Raw genomic sequence first — 17103 nt, 5'->3', positions numbered from 1 at the left:
CAAACAACCGATTGATACCGGGCGAGAAGCGCTCGTGCCGCTCAATGCTCCCGTCCGGCATGCTCCTCGCGCAACGACTTCCAGATGTGCGTTCGCAAATGCACGAACGACTCGAGATCCATCACGTCCTCGATCCTGTTGTATTGGTCCCAATGGTGCGCTTCGCGCACCGATTTGATGTCGATGATTTCCTTGACCCGCCCCGGCCGGCTGGTCATGACGACCACACGGTCGGCCAGGTACACCGATTCTTCCACCGCATGGGTGATGAACATGACAGTGCGCGGGCTCAGCCGCGCCAGGCGCACCAGTTCTTCCTGCATCACCACGCGGGTCTGCGCGTCGAGCGCGCCGAACGGCTCGTCCATCAGCAGCACGCCGGGGTTCAGCGCGTAGGCGCGCGCGATCGCCACGCGTTGCTGCATGCCGCCCGAAAGCTGATGCGGGTAGGCCGTCTCGCAGCCGGTCAGATTCATCAGGCGCAGATATTTCTCGATGATGTCGCGCCGCTCGCCCTGCGCCAGTCCTTTGCTGCGCAATCCAAAATCGATGTTCTGCCACACCGTTTTCCACGGGAACAGCGCGAACTGCTGGAACACCACGGCGCGCTCGGGGCCTGGGCGCTTGACCTCCTTGCCGGCCACCGATACCGCGCCCGACGAGGGGAACTCGAGTCCGGCGGCCATGCGCAGGCAGGTCGTTTTGCCGCAGCCCGAGGGGCCGACCACCGCAACGAATTCCTTATCGTGGATGTCCAGCGAAATGCCGTCGAGCGTCAGCAGGTCTTCGCCGTTGCGCTGAAAAACCCGCGATACATTTTCAAAGACGATGCTGCTCATGTTCTCGTATCCTCGGTCCGTATGCGTTTAGCGGTGAGCGCGCTGGCGATTGCGCATCGCCAGCGTCTCGATCTTGCGCAGCACCAGGTCGATCGCCCCGCCCACCAGGCCGATGGCGATCATGCCGCTCATCACAATGGCGGTGTTGATACTGCTCTGCCCCTTGACCAGCATGTAGCCGATGCCGCTCGAGGCGACGATCAATTCGGCCCCGACCAGCGACATCCAGCCCAGTCCGGCGGACACTCTCAAACCCGCGATGATCGACGGCGTGGCCGCCGGCAGCAGCACCTCGAACAGGATCATCCGCGTCGGCACGCCGAGCATGCGCGCGGCCTCGAGCAGGGTGTTGTCGACGTATTTGGCGCCGCGATAGGCATTGACCACGCACGGCGGAAACGCGCCGGTGAAAATGATCAGAATCGGCCCGCCGATGCCCGTGCCGAACCACAGCGCCGCGAACGGCACCCAGGCAATCGGCGCGATGAAGCGAACCACCTCGAACAGCGGCGCGACGATGTAGTCGAGCCAGCGGAACCACCCCATCAGCAAACCCAGCGGCAAGCCGATCACCGCAGCCAGGCCAAAGCCCATCAAATACCGCAACAGGCTCGACCACAGATGCTGCTGCAGCGTGTAGCCGGCGAACGGCTCGTGCAGCAGCTGGATGAATTTTTCCGCCACCGCCAGCGGCGTGGGCAGGAATTGTGGCGGCGCCAGGCCGGTGGCCGCAGCAATCCACCAGACGCCGAAGAAGGTGATCAACCCGGCCAGCGACAGCCCCCAATAGCCATAATTGGAGCGGCGCTGCGCCTGGCGCGCCGCGCTCGCGCGCCGCTCGCGGGCGGGACCGGCCGAGCTGGCAGCACTCGACGCTGCCGGGTTCTTTTCGTTGCTCAGATCGGCGCTCCTCATGACTTGGCCCTCCACGGCATGGCACGCCGCTCCAGCCAGCCCAGCGCCCAGGTCATCACCCACCCGCACAGCGCGACGGCCAGCATCGCCACCAGAATCATCGACGGATAGATGTCGAGCGAGCCCTGCGTGAGCACATGACCGAGCCCGCGCACCGCGCCGATCAATTCGCCGGCCACCAGCGTGGTCCAGGCAGCCTGCAACGACAGGCGCAGGCCGGTAAAAATCATCGGTAGCGCGCCGGGAATCATCACTTCCCAGGCAAACCGGCTACCGCGCACGCCGAGCATCTCGGCGGCTTCGATCAGTTGGGGCTCGATGCTTCGTACCCCGGCATAACTGTTGATGACGACCGGCACGAAGGCGGCCATCCAGATCACCATCACCTTGGCCGCGGCGCCCAGCCCGAGCCAGACGATCGCCAGCGGGATCCAGGCCAGCGGAGGAATCGGTCGAATCAATGTGAAAACCGGATTGAAGTACGCCTCGGCACGGCGCGAGCAGCCCATCCACAAGCCGAGCGGCGCGCCGATGATCGTGGCGCTGAAGAATCCCAGCAACACCAGCTTGACGCTTTGCTCGATATGCTGGTCGAGCCGCCCGCCCGCGTAGCCGGTGGTGCAGATCTGCACGAACGAGTCCCAGGTCTGGGCCGGGGTCGGGAAAGTGATGGAGGTTACCCAGCCGGCCGGGCCGGTGGCGACAAACCAGAGAAGCAGCGCGCCAATCAATGTCATAAGGCTGACCCAAGCGCGCTGCGTATTGCCGAATCCTCGCACTGCCTGTCTCCTTGCAACTCGACTGCCGTTGCTATTGATGCGTTAATGTAACCGCTTTCATTCAAGATATTTCATTTGCCGGCGATCTTCAAGTTAGCGTTTACGCTATAAACGGTATTTTGCGCATCCCTCATAATGAAAGCAGTTACATTGCCACTGCCGATCACCTTCAGAGCCAACGCATGATTTCACGTCCCCGTATCCGCGACGTTGCGTCCCGGGCTGGCGTCTCCACCGCGACCGTCTCGCGCGCGCTGTCCAATCCTGCGCTGGTCAAGCCCGACACACAGATACGCATCCGCGAAGCGATCGCCGCGCTCGGTTACGTGCTCGACGGCTCGGCGCGCGCGCTTGCCTCGGGCCGCGCCCACACTATCGGCGCGATCGTGCCGACCCTCGACAACGCGATTTTCGCGCGCGCCGTGCAAGGACTGCAGACCACCCTGTCGAACTCGGGCTATCAATTGCTGATCGCCGCGCACGAATACAATCCGGACACCGAGCAGGCCCTCGTGCGGGCGCTGCTCGAGCGCTCGATCGACGCGCTGCTGCTGGTGGGCACCGATCATTCGCCACAGACGTGGGATTTGATTCGCGGCAGCCGCGTGCCGCTGCTGGTCACCTGGTCGAAGACCGATCTGCAGCCGTCGATCGGCTTCGACAATCATCAGATCGGCCGGCTGGCGGCGCAGCATCTGCTCGCGCTGGGACATCGTCATTTGGGCGTGATATCCGGACATTGCCTGCACAACGATCGTGCCCGCAGCCGCGTCGAAGGTTTTCGCGAAGCGCTCGAGCAGCGCGGCCGGCAACTGCCCGAGAGCCACGTGATTCAACAGCCGTTCGGCTTCGAGGGCGGTCGGGCCGGGCTCAGGGCGCTGCTCGAGCTGCGTCCGCGCCCGACCGGTATCTTCTGCGGCAACGACGTGCTGGCCATGGGGTGCCTGTTCGAAGCCCAGGCGCTGGGCATCGACGTGCCGGGGGAATTGTCGATCGTCGGTTGCGATAACCTGCCGATCTCGTCGCAGCTCACGCCGAGCCTGACCACCATCCACCTGCCGACCCACGAACTGGGCCAGCACGCCGCCGGGCTGCTGCTGCAGTGGCTCGCCAGCGGCCAGATGCCGCCCAACGAGTGCCTGCCGATCGAACTCGTCGCGCGCGGCACCAGCGGCCCGCCGCGCAAAGCGGCGCGCTGACGCGCCTCCAAAAAACAAGGGCCGGAGAAATGCGCTGCCCGAGTGGGGTATGCATTTCTCCGGCCCTCGCTGCACCGGACGATTCGGGTGGTTAGAACGGAATATCGTCGTCCATGTCGTCGAATCCGCCGCCGGCCGGCTTGGATGCGGCCGGTGCCGAGCGCGACGGGGCCGAACGGGCCGGCGCGCCGCCGCCCGACGATTCGCGCGAGTAGCCTCCACCACCACCGCCGCCGCCACCACCTTCACCGCGGCCGCCCAGCATTTGCATCTGCTCGGCGACGATTTCGGTGGTGTATTGCTTCTGGCCGTCCTTTTCCCACTGGCGGGTGCGGATGCGGCCTTCGATGTAGACCGGCGAGCCCTTCTTCAGGTATTCGCCGGCGATTTCCGCCAGGCGCCCGAAGAACGCCACGCGGTGCCATTCGGTCGCTTCCTTCATTTCACCGCTGCTTTTGTCCTTGTAGCGATCGGTGGTGGCCAGGCGAATGTTGGTGACGGCGTCGCCGCTTGGCATGTAGCGGGTTTCCGGGTCAGCCCCGAGGTTGCCGACCAGAATGACTTTGTTGACTGATGCCATGGACGTTCTCCAGATTTAATGCGGGGGCCGATTCAGGCTTTACGCGGCGCCGGCGCTTTCATTGAGCCGGCGATTATAAGCCAGAGCAGGGCCATGCCGGCGCAAACGAAAAAGATCGAATGCTGGCCGTGGTGCTTGAGCAGCCAGCCGCCCAGCACGCCGCCGCTGGCCAGGCCCAGCGCCTGCGTGGTGTTGTAGATGCCGGTCGCGGCGCCCTTGCGCGCGCCGGGCGCGAGCTTGGAGACGAGCGAGGGTTGCGACGCTTCGAGCACATTGAAGCCGGCAAAGTAGATGAACAGCAGCACGGTCAGCACCAGCAGGGTCGGCGGCAGTTCGGCCATGGCGAACTGGGCCACCAGCACGAGCCCGATCGAGCCCAGCAGCACGGCTTTCATCTTGCCGCGCTTTTCGGCGGCGATCACCGCCGGGATCATCACGATGAACGACGCGAACATCACCGGCAGATAGATCTTCCAGTGCGAAGTGACCGGAATGCCGGCGGCCTCGAGCATGCGGGGCATCACCACGAACAGTGCGGTTTGCGTCGCATGCAGCACGAACACGCCGAAATTCAGGCGCAGCAGCTCAGGGTTACGCAGCACCTCACGAAACGGTGCATGGGTGATTTTCGGCGCGGCCGGCGGATTCGGCACGACCCAGATCACCACGAAGATGGCCGCGATCGCGAGGATGCCGATGGCGCCGAACAGCCCGCCCATGCCGAGCCAGTGATAGACGGTGGGCGCGGCGACGATGGCCAGCGCGAACGACATGCCGATGCTGCCGCCGATCATTGCCATGGCCTTGGTGCGGTGGGCCTCGGAGGTCAGATCGGCCACCAGCGCGATGACCGCCGAGGAAATCGCCCCGGCGCCCTGGATGGCGCGGCCGACGATGATCCACAGGATGTCGTGCGAGAGCGCCGCGACGAAGCTGCCAAGCGCGAATATCACCAGCCCGAACACGATGACCGGCTTGCGGCCCAGGCGGTCGGAGAGCCAGCCGTAGGGAATATAGAGGAGCGCCTGGGTAAAGCCGTAGATGCCGATGGCCAGGCCGATCAGGACGGTGTTGTTGCCGCCCGGCACGGTCTTCGCATAAACCGTGAAGACCGGCATGATCAGGAACAGGCCCAGCATGCGCAAGGCGAATATCGCGGCCAGGGAGGCACTGGCGCGCCGTTCGGAGGGTGTCATGCGATCGCCGCCGGCAGCGGGGCTCGCATGAGAAGCGGTTTCGATAGCCATGAATATGAGGAACTGCGTTGTACAGGAGAACGCCCTGGCGGGCATCCTGGCTGGTCAGCTCCGGCAGAGCTGACCCTGAACTTCAAACTTAGGTATATTAGCAGGTTTGTTCGCCCGGTTTTTACCCCCCGTCCGACTGATCGCCGCCGAAGGCGCGCTGCGGGGAGCGAGCGACGATCCTCCGGAAGCGCCGATGGAAACCATACGTATTCGTGGGGCTCGCACCCACAACCTGAAGAACGTCAATCTCGATTTACCCCGTCATCAATTGATCGTCATCACCGGCCTGTCGGGCTCCGGCAAGTCCTCGCTGGCGTTCGACACGCTCTATGCCGAGGGCCAGCGCCGCTACGTCGAGAGCCTGTCGGCGTATGCCAGGCAGTTCCTGCAACTGATGGAAAAACCCGACGTCGATCTGATCGAAGGCCTGTCGCCGGCGATCTCGATCGAGCAAAAGGCAACCTCCCACAACCCGCGCTCGACCGTCGGCACGGTCACCGAGATTCACGATTACCTGCGCCTGCTGTACGCCCGCGTAGGCACGCCGTATTGCCCCGACCACGGCCAGCCGCTCGAGTCGCAGAGCGTCTCGCAGATGGTCGATGCGGCGCTTGCGCTGCCGGCCGACACCAAGCTGATGATCCTCGCGCCGGTGGTGGCCAACCGCAAGGGCGAACACGCCGACCTGTTCGATGCGATGCAGGCGCAGGGGTTCGTGCGATTCCGGATCCGTTCGGGCGGCGGCGCGGCTCACGAGGGAGAGGCGAAGATCTACGAGATCGACAACCTGCCCAAGCTGAAGAAGAACGACAAGCATTCGATCGATGTCGTGATCGACCGCGTCAAGGTCCGTGACGATCTGAAGCAACGCCTGGCCGAATCGTTCGAAGCCGCCTTGCGCCTGGCCGATGGCCGCGCCATCGCGGTCGAGATGGATAACGACACGGAGCACGTGTTCAGCTCGAAATTCGCCTGCCCGATATGCTCTTACTCGCTGCAGGAGCTGGAGCCGCGGCTGTTCTCCTTCAATAACCCGATGGGCGCCTGTCCGAGCTGCGACGGCCTGGGCCAGATGACGTTTTTCGATCCGAAGCGGGTGGTGGCCTTTCCCGGCCTGTCACTGGCCTCGGGCGCGGTCAAGGGCTGGGACCGGCGCAATCAGTTCTATTTCCAGATGCTGCAAAACCTCGCGGCGTTCTACGACTTCGACGTCGACACACCATTCGAGGAGCTCAGCGAGGCGGTACAGAAAATCGTTCTGTACGGCTCGGGCAAGGAAACGATCCCGTTTACCTACGTCAACGAACGCGGCCGCACCACCGTGCGCGAACACGCGTTCGAGGGCATCATTCCGAGCCTGGAGCGGCGCTACCGCGAGACCGATTCGCTGGCCGTGCGCGAGGAGCTCGCCAAGTACCAGAACAACCGCCCCTGCCCGGACTGCGACGGCACGCGGCTGCGGCGCGAGGCGCGTTTCGTCAAGATCGGCGACGGGCCGAAGGCGCGCGCCATTTATGAAATCAACGTGTGGCCGCTGCGCGAGACGCTGGGATATTTCCATACACTGACGCTCACCGGCGCCAAGCGCGACATCGCCGAGAAGATCATCAAGGAGATCGTCGCGCGGCTCACCTTCCTGAACAACGTCGGGCTCGATTACCTGTCGCTCGAGCGCAGCGCCGACACGCTCTCGGGCGGCGAGGCGCAGCGCATCCGCCTGGCCTCGCAAATCGGCTCGGGCCTGACCGGCGTGATGTACGTGCTCGACGAGCCGTCGATCGGCCTGCATCAGCGCGACAACGACCGCCTGATCGCCACCCTCAAGCACCTGCGCGACCTCGGCAACTCGGTGATCGTGGTCGAGCACGACGAGGATATGATTCGCGCCAGCGATTACGTCGTCGACATGGGTCTGGGCGCCGGCGAGCACGGCGGCAAGGTGATCGCCGAAGGCACACCGGGCCAGATCGCCGCCCACGATGTGTCGCTCACCGGCCAGTACCTGGCGGGCAAGCGCAAGATCGCGCTGCCGGCGCGGCGCCATGCGCCGGGCGAGCATCGGCTGCGTATTTCGGAGGCCAGCGGCAATAACCTGAAGCAGGTCACGCTCGATTTGCCGGTCGGGCTGCTGACCTGCGTGACGGGCGTGTCCGGCTCGGGCAAGTCGACCCTGGTCAACGACACGCTCTATCACGCGGTGGCTCGCCATCTATATGGCTCGTCGGCCGAGCCGGCGCCGTTCGAGGCGATCGACGGGCTGGAGCATTTCGACAAGGTCATCGCGGTCGACCAGTCCCCGATCGGGCGCACGCCGCGCTCGAACCCGGCCACCTACACGGGCCTGTTCACGCCGATCCGCGAACTTTTCGCGGGCGTGCCGGCGGCCAAGGAGCGCGGCTACGACCCGGGGCGCTTCTCGTTCAACGTCAAGGGCGGGCGCTGCGAGGCGTGCCAGGGCGACGGCGTGCTCAAGGTAGAGATGCACTTCCTGCCGGATGTGTACGTCTCGTGCGACGTCTGCCACGGCAAGCGCTACAACCGCGAGACGCTCGAGATTCAATACAAGGGCAAGAATATTCACGAGGTGCTCGACATGACCGTCGAGCAGGCGCATGAATTTTTCCGGCCGGTGCCGGTGGTCGCGCGCAAGCTCAAGACGCTGCTCGACGTCGGGCTGGGCTATATCCGGCTGGGCCAGTCGGCCACCACGCTCTCGGGCGGCGAGGCGCAGCGCGTCAAGCTCTCGCTCGAACTATCCAAGCGCGACACCGGACGAACCCTGTATATTCTGGACGAACCGACCACCGGGCTGCATTTTCACGATATCGAGCTGTTGCTCACGGTCATCCATCGTCTGCGCGATCAGGGCAACACGGTGGTCATCATCGAGCATAATCTGGATGTGATCAAAACGGCCGACTGGGTGATCGACCTGGGGCCGGAGGGCGGCGCCGGCGGCGGGCGGATCATCGCCTACGGCACGCCCGAAGAGGTCGCCGGAAACAAGGCCAGCTTCACCGGCAAGTACCTGGCGCCGTTGCTCGAGCGGGACCGCTAGAGCGCATCTTGGAGTCAAGGCTTTGAACCAGCGCATCATCGACATCGCCAGTTGGGTCATCGCAGCGCTGCTGCTGTGGCTGGTGCTGCGAATCCATCTGCTTTCGGCCTTGCTGTCGGGCCTGCTGGTGTATCACCTGGTGCATATGCTCGCGCCACGCCTGCAGCTGCGCATTTCCAACGAGCGCGCGCGGCTCGTCGCGGTGGCCTTGCTGACGATGCTGATCGTCAGCCTGCTCACCCTGGCGATTTTCGCCGTCGTTTCTTTTTTTCGCAGCGACGCCGGCCACATGACGCGCCTGATGGGCAAATTCATGGAAATCGTCGATCAGGCGCGCACGCAATTGCCGCTATGGATCGTCAACCGCTTGCCGGACGACTCGCAGGATATCAGCAACGCGCTGCTCGGCTATTTGCGCGACCACACCCAGGAAGTGCAATTCTTCGGCAAGGAAGCGGTCAACGCGTTCGTGCATATTGTCGTGGGCATGGTGCTCGGCGCACTGATCACGCTCACCAGCATCCGCCCGCTGGGTGACATGCGGCCGCTCGCCGCAGCCCTGGCACAACGCGTTCAACTGTTTGCCGATGCCTTTCGCCGCATCGTGTTCGCGCAGGTCAAGATCTCCACACTCAACACGATTTTCACGGCAATCTTCCTGATCGGGGCGTTGCCGCTGTTCGGCGTGCAGCTGCCGCTGCGCAAAACGATGATTATCGTGACCTTTATCGTCGGCCTGCTGCCGGTGATCGGCAACCTGATTTCCAACACCGTGATCGTCGTGCTGGCGCTGTCGGTCTCGCTGTATGTCGCGCTGGCGGCGTTGATATTCCTGGTCGTCATCCACAAGCTGGAGTACTTCCTCAACGCACGCATCGTCGGCACCGAAATCCGCGCGCGCGCGTGGGAGCTGCTGCTGGCCATGGTCGTCATGGAGGCCGCGTTCGGGTTGCCCGGCCTGGTGGCCGCGCCGATCTATTACGGCTACCTGAAAAGCGAGCTGGCCAGGCGCGGCCTGGTCTGAGCACGGGCCGCGGCGTCTGCCGCCCGGCGCGCCATCACGCGGCGCGCGCCACGCGCTCGAGCGCCGCCAGATAATGGCTCAGCGGGGGCGTCGGCAGCCCGGCACGCTTGGCCTGATCGTCCCAGCGACGCAGGCGCATGGCATCCGCGGCGAACGGCTGCGCCATGAACGCCTGGGCCTGCGGCGCGCTGTAGACACCGCCCTGCAACGCCAGGCTGCGCACCGAGTCGGCGGACAGCCGCCCGAAGTATTCGGCATCGATCGCACACAGGCAGCGCTTGGCGTCGACGTGCAGCCGGATCGGCTCGAGCACGGCGTCGTCGAACATCGGCCGCAAGAACGGCAGTGCGTAATATTGATGGAGATCGTCGATGCCTCGCGCGGTCGGCGTTTCACCCTGGCGATTGAGCAAATGCCCGAGATCATGCAGCAGGCTGGCCGCCACCAGTGCGTCACCGGCGCTCTCCTGCTCGGCCAGCTGCGCGCTTTGCAGCGCATGCTCGAGTTGCGTGACCGGCTCGCCGCTGTAGGCCATTGCGCCAAATTCATCGAATAACTTGCGGATGTCCGGGATGCTCAGTGCCATCGGTATTTTCCTCTGTCGATTGCGGTGGCGAGGCGAACGGCGCCTCGGCGGCGCGTGCGGCGCCGCGCTCATTCTTGCGCTTGCCGCGCAGCCGGCTCTTGCGCAATGCGCCGGCATCGTCGAGCACCGGGTAAGCGGTGGAACAAAACAGCGAATTGAGCCGCTTCAGATCGCTGATGATGTCCAGGTGCAGTGAACTGGTCTCGATGCTCTGCACCGTCTGGCCGGCCAGGCGATTCAGATGCGTGTTGGCATACTCCCGCTCCAGATCGCGAAAGCGCTCCTTTGCCTGGATCAGGCGCTGCGCGCTTTTCAGATCACCGCTGAGAAACACCGACAGCCCGAGCTGCAGATTATCGACCAGGCGCCGATGCATGTCGCAGATTTCCTGCAAGCCGGCCTCCGAAAATGACAGCCGGTGAGCAATCTTTTTCTCCTCGACGTCGGCGACCGCCCGCTCGATGATGTCGCCGGCATGTTCCAGATTGATGACGAGGGAAATGATGTCGGTCCAGCGGCGGCTGTCCGCTTCGTCGAGCTCTTCGCGCGAGATGCGCGCCAGATACATCTTCACGGCCGTGTAGAGCTGGTCGACGTCGTCGTCCATGCGCCGCGTCTGCCGCGCGCGCTCGACATCGCTGTCGATGATCACGCCCAGCAGGCCATTGAGCATTGCCTCGATCGTGTCGCCCATGCGCAGCGTTTCGCGCGCCGCGTTGGCCAGTGCCAGCGTGGGCGTGGCCAGCGCTGCCTCGTCGAGGTGGCGCGGCCGCATCGTGCCGTCCTGCTCGGGCCTGTCGGGCAGCACGCGCATGCACAGGCGCGCCATCGGGGTGGTGAAAAGCAGGAATATGCTGCAGCGCGCAAGGTTGTACAGCACGTGGAAATTCACCACCGTCTGTTGCGGATCAAGCGACACCGCGCCGACCCAACTGCCGGCCAGATCGATAAAGGGCAGCATGGCCGCCGCGCCGATCAGCTTGAATATCAGGCTGCCGAACACCACCCGCCGTCCGGCCGCATTTTGCGCCGACGAACTCAGCATGGCCAGCATGCCGCTACCCAGATTGGCGCCGATCACCAGACACAGGGCGACCTTCAGCGAGATGACACCGGACGCCGCCAGCGTGGCAGTCAACAGCACCGCCGCCAGGCTCGAGTACGACACCATCGCAAATACCGCGCCGACCAGCGTGTCGAGCACGGCATCGCCGGTGAGCGAGGCGAACAGTACCTTGACGCCGGCGGCTTGCGTCATCGGATGCGCCGCCGCGACGATCAGCTGCAGCGCCAGCAGGATCAGCCCGAGACCGATCGCGACCCGCCCCAGTTGGCCGGCGCGCGACTGCTTGCGCGACAGAAACAGCACCACGCCGCAGCAAATAAGCAACGGCGAGAGCCAGGAAAAATCGAAAATCAGGATGCGCGCCATCAGCGCGGTGCCGACGTCGGCGCCCAGCATGATCGCCAGGGCCGGCGCCAGCGCGATCAGGCCCTGCGCGCCGAACGACGCGACGATCAGCGCGGTGGCGTTGCTGCTTTGGACCAGGCCGGTGACACCCAGGCCCGCCACGAAGGCGAGATATCGGTTGGCAATGCTTCTGCTCAACACGCGCCGCAAGTCGGCGCCATACACGCGCAGCACGCCGCTGCGCACGATATGGGTGCCCCAGATCAGTAACGCCACACCCGACAGGAGATTGAGCAACGTCAACATGCCATGCGATCCCGTGTTCCCGTAACGGGCGCGCCGAAGGGGGCGCCCATGTCGCCACGATACCCAGCACATGCGCATTGCGCCGATGCGCAAGGCACGGGCGACGGCTCTGTTGACACCGTACACCCATGCCGGCCCGGCCGCAACGCGCTCACGACAACGCCGGCCCCGGCAGGTTGCGGCGCATCAAAGCCCCCACGGCAGCGTGAAGGTCTTTTGATTAGTGAAGCTTTTCATCGCCTCCTGCACGCCTTCCTTGTAACCGAGACCGGAGTCCTTGATGCCGCCGAACGGGGTCAATTCGATACGGTAGCCCGGCACTTCCCACACATTGACGGTGCCCACCTGCAACTCGCTGGCAAAGCGCGTAATGTAGTCGAGCCGGTTGGTGCATACGCCGGACGACAGGCCGAACGCCGTGCCGTTGGAGATGCCGATCGCCTCGTCGATATCGCCGAAGGTGATGATCGGCGAGACCGGGCCGAAGGTCTCCTCGCGCACCACCGTCATGGCCGGGTCGACCCGGTCGAGCACGGTCGGCGAATACAGCGCGCCATCGCGCCGGTTGCCCGTCAAAAGGCGCGCGCCTTGCGCGACGGCCTCGTTGACCCGGCTCTCGAACAGGCGGGCGGCCTCTTCGTCGATGACCGTGCCCATGTCGACGCCGCCATCGTTCGGATCGCCGTATTTCCAGGCCCGGGTCTTTTCCACCACCAATTCTGTGAAGCGCGCCGCCACGTCACGCTGCACCAGCATGCGCTTGACGGCCGTGCAGCGCTGCCCCGAGTTCTTGTACGAACCCTGCACGGCGAGATCCGACGCCTTGTCGAGATCGGCGTCTTCCATCACGATCAGCGGATCGTTGCCGCCGAGCTCCAGCACGATCCGGCGATAACCCGCCTTGGCGGCAATGTATTTGCCGATCTGCACGCCGCCGGTGAAGGTGATCAGATCGACGTTCTCGTTGGTCAGCAATTCGTCGGCAATCTCGCGCGGATCGCCCGTGACGACCTGCAGCATCTCCGGCGGCAGGCCCGCCTCATAAAGCGTGTCGGCCAGGTAGAAGGCCGACAGCGGTACCTTTTCGGAGGGCTTGAGCACCATCCGGTTGTTGGTCGCGATCGACGGCGCGACCTTGTGCGCGACCTGGTTCATCGGATGGTTGAACGGCGTGATCGCGCAGATCGCGCCAAGCAGCGGATCGCGCTGCGTGATCACGCGACGCTTCTTGCCGTGCGGCGTGAGATCGCAGGAAAACGCCTGGCCATCGTCGCGCAACGCCTCGGCGGCGGCGAAATTCAGAACGTCCGCAACCCGGCCGATTTCATAGACCGCATCCTTCTTGCACAGCCCCGACTCCAGCGTGATCAGATTCGCCGCCTCCGCAGTGCGCTCGCGCAGTAGCGCGGCGGCCCGGTTCAGGATGTTGGCCCGTTCGAAGCGCGTGAGCTTGGAGCGATATTGCCTGGCAATGCCATATGCGCGGCGCACGTCCTCGAGCGTTGCCTTGGGCACCGTGCCGACGAGCTCGTTGGTGTAGGGATTGAATACGTCGATCACCCGCTCTCGGACGACTTTTTCGCCGCCGATGCGCAGCGCTTCGGCGCGAAATTGCGGGTGGATTTTATGCGGCGCGCTCATCGCTGTCTCCAGGCAGGGTCAATTGAAAATCTCGCGGCATCCTGAACGGATTCGGCTCAGATATGGTTGAGCGCCACATCCAGGATGTCGAAGTTACGCAAGCGGGCCTTGCCCGGAATGCCGGCAGTGGGACGGTTGAACAGCAGCGGCACGGTCTGCTCCGAGATGCCGCCGTGCGAGCGCAGCGGCACGTTCAGCCCCGACAGGTCGTGGCGCGCCGCGCTGGTGCCCAGCACCACGGGCTGCTGGCTCACGATCACCAGATCGCCGACGCGATCGGGCGGCAGCTCGAAACGGGCGCACGCCTCGGTATTGTCGAGCACCAGCTCGATGCCCGGCAGAGCGCTCAATCGCGCCCGGATCTCGGCCGCATCCAGCCCGGCCGGCAGGTAAACCGTGGCGTAGGAGCCGAGCGCGCCGTGGTGCACTACGTAGGGGTCGGTAATCGGCAGGATCACCCGCGCGCCGCCCGCGTCCACGCCCATGCCGAGCCAATCGTCGAGCAGGTCCTGCAAATAGATGACGTTGGGCTCGCCGGTCGCTGCATCGTGCTTGGCGTTCATGCCGTGGTCGGCAGTCAGGCCGATCACCGCGCCGAGTTCGTCCATGCGGCCCAGGTATTTGTCCATCATCGCATAGAACGCGTTGGCGCCCTCGGTGCCGGGCGCGCACTTGTGCTGGACGTAGTCGGTGGTCGACAGATACATCAGGTCGATTTTGCGCGTCTGCAGCAATCGCACACCTGCGGCAAACACGAATTCCGACAACTCGGCGCTGTAGACGTCCGGCACGGCCATGCCCACCAGCGCCGGCACGTCATCGATGCCGTTGGCGGCAAGATTCGCCTGATCGGCCTTTTCCGCCGAGAAGCAGATGCCGCGCATGCCGTGCCCCAGGAGCGCGCGCAGCTTGTCCTTGGCGGTCACCACCGCCACGCTCGCGCCGGCGGCCGCCGCGGCGGCCAGCACCGTGCCCGCGCGCAGGTATTGCGGATCGTTCATCATGACTTCCTTGCCCTGCCCGCCTTCGGCGCCGCGGTCGAAAAAGTAGTTGCCGCAAATGCCGTGCACCGCCGGCGGCGCGCCGCAGACAATCGACAGGTTATTGGGATTGGTGAAGCTGGGCACCACGCAATCGCCCTTGAAGGCCGCGCCATCGCTGAGCAAGCGTGCGATATAGGGTGCCACGCCGGCGGCCGCCGCAGCCTCCAGATATTCATATTGGCAGCCGTCGACGCAGACAATCACGGTCGGCTGCCGAGGCAGGCGGTAGCTGCGGCCGTTGACTTCAATCATTCGGGACGCGTTCACGACAATCTCCTAAAAAAGCAGGCCGGCAGCGCTGCTGCGATCATTCACGCCCGGCGCCGGGCTCGCCGGTTCGCTGGCCCCGCGCCTGGCGCATGCGCGCACGCCCCCGCTCGACGTGCTCGCGCACCACCTGGGCCGCGCGCTCGGAATCGCGCGAAGCGATCGCGCTGACGATTTCCCGGTGCTCGCGCTCCGAAGCCGGGGCGGCCTCGGCGCTGGCGGTCAGCGCCTCGTGCCGGAACAGGTTCAGTTCCTTGACCAGGCCACGATATGTCTCGAGCAGTTTGCGATTGCCCACCGCCGCGACCATCGCCTCGTGAAATGACAGATTGAGCCGGTAGTACGCCTCGGCATCGCCGCTGCGGTTGGCCGCGTGCATCGCCTCGACAATTTCGCGCAAGCCGTTGAGCTGGTCGATGGTGATGCGCTCGGCCAGCGTGCGCCCGACATATTCGTCGAGCACCGCGCGCAATTCGTAAATCTCTTCGGCCTCCTGCAGCGACACAACCCGCACGAATACGCCGCGGTTCTTCTCGGTACGCAGCAAACCGGCCTCTTCGAGCGCGCGAAACGCTTCGCGAACCGGCCCGCGCGACACGCCAAGCCGTCCGGCCACCTCGATTTCGTTGAGCTTGGCGCCGGGCATCAATTCACCGGCCATGATCTGCCGCTCCAGTTCGTGCTGCACCAGCGTGGTGAGCGATTGACTTTGCAGCAGCTCGATGGCGTTGGAGGAGGGAGAAACAGTCGTCATATGGCAGCGTGTCGGAGCCGGGCATTGGATGCTTGACATTGCACCACGAGCGCGCTTAGATTGTCAACAACATACAATTTACAGTTTCCAAAAAACATAAATTTGACACATTTGATCAGGGAAATCACTGACATCGTAACGCTGAAATGTTTCTAGAATATTGAAAATCAATGTATTTTGATATTTTTTGCATTTTCTTCCAATTTGATTAAAAATTCACAAAAATGACATATTTTGCAAATACGATGAAACCGCGCAGATTGCTGTCGAGTCGCGCGGGAGGCCGCATGGAGCCGGGTCGGCCGATTCGCCCCGATCCTTGACACGAGTGTCCGACACAGCAGGCCCGGCATCGACAGCGGATTGCGCATCACGCCAGTTTTTTGGCATTCAGTCATCACTCATCCCCCGGAGGATCGAACATGAAAGCAAAGCTGATCATCGCAGTCGCAAGCGCACTGGCCGTGGTAGCCATCCCGGCGCTGGCGCAATCCAATGTGGTCACCATCTACAGCGCCGACGGCTTGCATGACGGCTCGCCCAACTGGTTCCAGACCGAGTTCGATGCCTTCACCAAGGCCACCGGCATCAAGGTGCAATACATCGAGGCAGGCTCCGGCGGCGTGGTCGACCGCCTCGCCATGGAGAAGTCCAACCCGCAGGCCGACGTTTTGGTCACCCTGCCGCCGTTCATGCAGAAAGCCGCCGCCGAGGGCTTGCTGCAGCCGTTCAAGCCGACCGAGTGGGACAAGATTCCGGCCGCGGACCGCGACCCCAAGGATCGCTTCGTGGTGATGATGGGCAATTATCCGAACTACATCTACAACGCCGCGGTCCTCAAACAGGCACCCAAGACCTACAACGATCTGCTGGCACCGCAATTCAAGGGCAAGATCCAGTATTCCACGCCGGGGCAAGCCGGTGACGGCACCGCCATGCTGCTGCAGGTGTTTCACGCCTATGGCAGCAAGCAGGCCGGGCTGGCCTACATGAAGAAATTGCAGGCCAACAACGTTGGCCCGTCGGCCTCGACCGGCAAGCTCACCGGCCTGGTCAACAAGGGCGAGCTGTATGTTGCCAACGGCGACCTGCAGATGAACGCAGCGCAAAAGGCCGACAATCCGAATATCAAGATTTTCTTCCTGGCCGGCCCGAACGGCCAGCCCACCGCGTTCTCGCTGCCGTACTACATCGGCCTGACCGCCGGCGCGCCGCACTCGGCCAATGGCAAGAAGCTGATCGACTTCCTGCTCTCGGCCAAGGCCCAGCAACAAGCCAGCTCGCTGGCCTACGGCTTCCCGGTGCGCTCCGACGTGCATCCGACCGACGCGCATTTCAAACAGCTGCAGGCGGCGCTCAACGGGGTTGAAATCTGGAACCCGGACTGGACGACCGTGCTGGCCGACCTGAAGCAGGACGTCGCCGCCTACAATCAAGCGATCTCGGGCCAATAA

General features: G+C 64.0%; 14 protein-coding genes. 4 read left to right on the top strand and 10 right to left on the bottom strand.

Translation table 11 applies throughout. From position 1 onward, the window contains the following. Positions 1–41: 41 nt before the first annotated feature. From EPN80_RS12530 to EPN80_RS12520, 3 genes are read right to left on the bottom strand one after another with little or no spacing between them, the layout of a single operon-like run. Entirely contained in the window at positions 42–839 is a 798-nt protein-coding gene (locus EPN80_RS12530; RefSeq protein ID WP_293027527.1) for an ABC transporter ATP-binding protein, read from the bottom strand. A gap of 27 nt (positions 840–866) precedes the next feature. Next, positions 867–1754, bottom strand: coding sequence for an ABC transporter permease (locus EPN80_RS12525; protein WP_293027525.1), 888 nt, complete (start codon positions 1752–1754; stop codon positions 867–869). After that, on the bottom strand, positions 1751–2491 hold the full coding sequence (locus EPN80_RS12520) for an ABC transporter permease (RefSeq protein WP_293027522.1): 741 nt from the start codon (positions 2489–2491) through the stop codon (positions 1751–1753). Before EPN80_RS12520 ends, EPN80_RS12525 begins: the two co-directional genes overlap by 4 nt. 224 nt (positions 2492–2715) lie before the next feature. On the opposite strand from EPN80_RS12520, the gene EPN80_RS12515 reads away from it, so the two are divergent. Next, complete coding sequence (locus EPN80_RS12515) at positions 2716–3732, top strand: LacI family DNA-binding transcriptional regulator (RefSeq protein WP_047215078.1); 1017 nt, start codon at positions 2716–2718, stop codon at positions 3730–3732. A gap of 91 nt (positions 3733–3823) precedes the next feature. Here EPN80_RS12515 and ssb read toward each other — a convergent pair whose 3' ends face one another. Both ssb and EPN80_RS12505 read right to left on the bottom strand, forming a co-directional pair. Further along, a complete protein-coding gene (ssb, locus tag EPN80_RS12510; RefSeq protein ID WP_047215079.1) occupies positions 3824–4312 on the bottom strand; it encodes a single-stranded DNA-binding protein in 489 nt (162 codons plus the stop codon). Positions 4313–4344: 32 nt separating this feature from the next. Further along, positions 4345–5508 carry an MFS transporter gene (locus EPN80_RS12505; protein ID WP_293027516.1) on the bottom strand — a complete coding sequence of 388 codons (1164 nt, stop codon included), beginning with the start codon at positions 5506–5508 and terminating at the stop codon, positions 4345–4347. 244 nt (positions 5509–5752) lie between these two features. Between EPN80_RS12505 and uvrA the strand changes: the two genes are divergently transcribed. Then, a complete protein-coding gene (gene uvrA, locus EPN80_RS12500) occupies positions 5753–8617 on the top strand; it encodes an excinuclease ABC subunit UvrA (protein ID WP_293027513.1) in 2865 nt (954 codons plus the stop codon). A gap of 22 nt (positions 8618–8639) precedes the next feature. Continuing rightward, complete coding sequence (locus EPN80_RS12495) at positions 8640–9641, top strand: hypothetical protein (protein ID WP_293027510.1); 1002 nt, start codon at positions 8640–8642, stop codon at positions 9639–9641. Between the two features lie 34 nt (positions 9642–9675). Here the strand turns inward: EPN80_RS12495 and EPN80_RS12490 are convergent, their stop codons facing one another. From EPN80_RS12490 to EPN80_RS12470, 5 genes are all read right to left on the bottom strand, one after another. Further along, entirely contained in the window at positions 9676–10227 is a 552-nt protein-coding gene (locus EPN80_RS12490) for a phosphonate degradation HD-domain oxygenase (RefSeq protein WP_293027508.1), read from the bottom strand. Beyond that, a complete protein-coding gene (locus EPN80_RS12485) occupies positions 10187–11944 on the bottom strand; it encodes a Na/Pi cotransporter family protein (RefSeq protein WP_293027505.1) in 1758 nt (585 codons plus the stop codon). The genes EPN80_RS12490 and EPN80_RS12485 overlap by 41 nt, the downstream gene beginning before the upstream one ends. Positions 11945–12130: 186 nt before the next feature. Beyond that, positions 12131–13585: a phosphonoacetaldehyde dehydrogenase gene (gene phnY / locus EPN80_RS12480; RefSeq protein ID WP_293027503.1), complete on the bottom strand. Its 1455-nt coding sequence runs from the start codon at positions 13583–13585 to the stop codon at positions 12131–12133. A gap of 56 nt (positions 13586–13641) precedes the next feature. Next, the gene (phnA, locus tag EPN80_RS12475) at positions 13642–14880 is read right to left on the bottom strand and encodes a phosphonoacetate hydrolase (RefSeq protein ID WP_293027580.1); all 1239 of its coding nucleotides are present in this window, start codon (positions 14878–14880) and stop codon (positions 13642–13644) included. 55 nt (positions 14881–14935) lie between these two features. Then, positions 14936–15649: a phosphonate utilization associated transcriptional regulator gene (locus EPN80_RS12470; RefSeq protein ID WP_293027501.1), complete on the bottom strand. Its 714-nt coding sequence runs from the start codon at positions 15647–15649 to the stop codon at positions 14936–14938. A gap of 422 nt (positions 15650–16071) precedes the next feature. On the opposite strand from EPN80_RS12470, the gene EPN80_RS12465 reads away from it, so the two are divergent. Then, the gene (locus tag EPN80_RS12465; RefSeq protein ID WP_293027498.1) at positions 16072–17103 is read left to right on the top strand and encodes a 2-aminoethylphosphonate ABC transporter substrate-binding protein; all 1032 of its coding nucleotides are present in this window, start codon (positions 16072–16074) and stop codon (positions 17101–17103) included.

Source organism: Pandoraea sp. (assembly GCF_004297875.1).
GTDB lineage: Bacteria > Pseudomonadota > Gammaproteobacteria > Burkholderiales > Burkholderiaceae > Pandoraea.
This window is presented reverse-complemented; position numbering and strand designations above follow the sequence as displayed.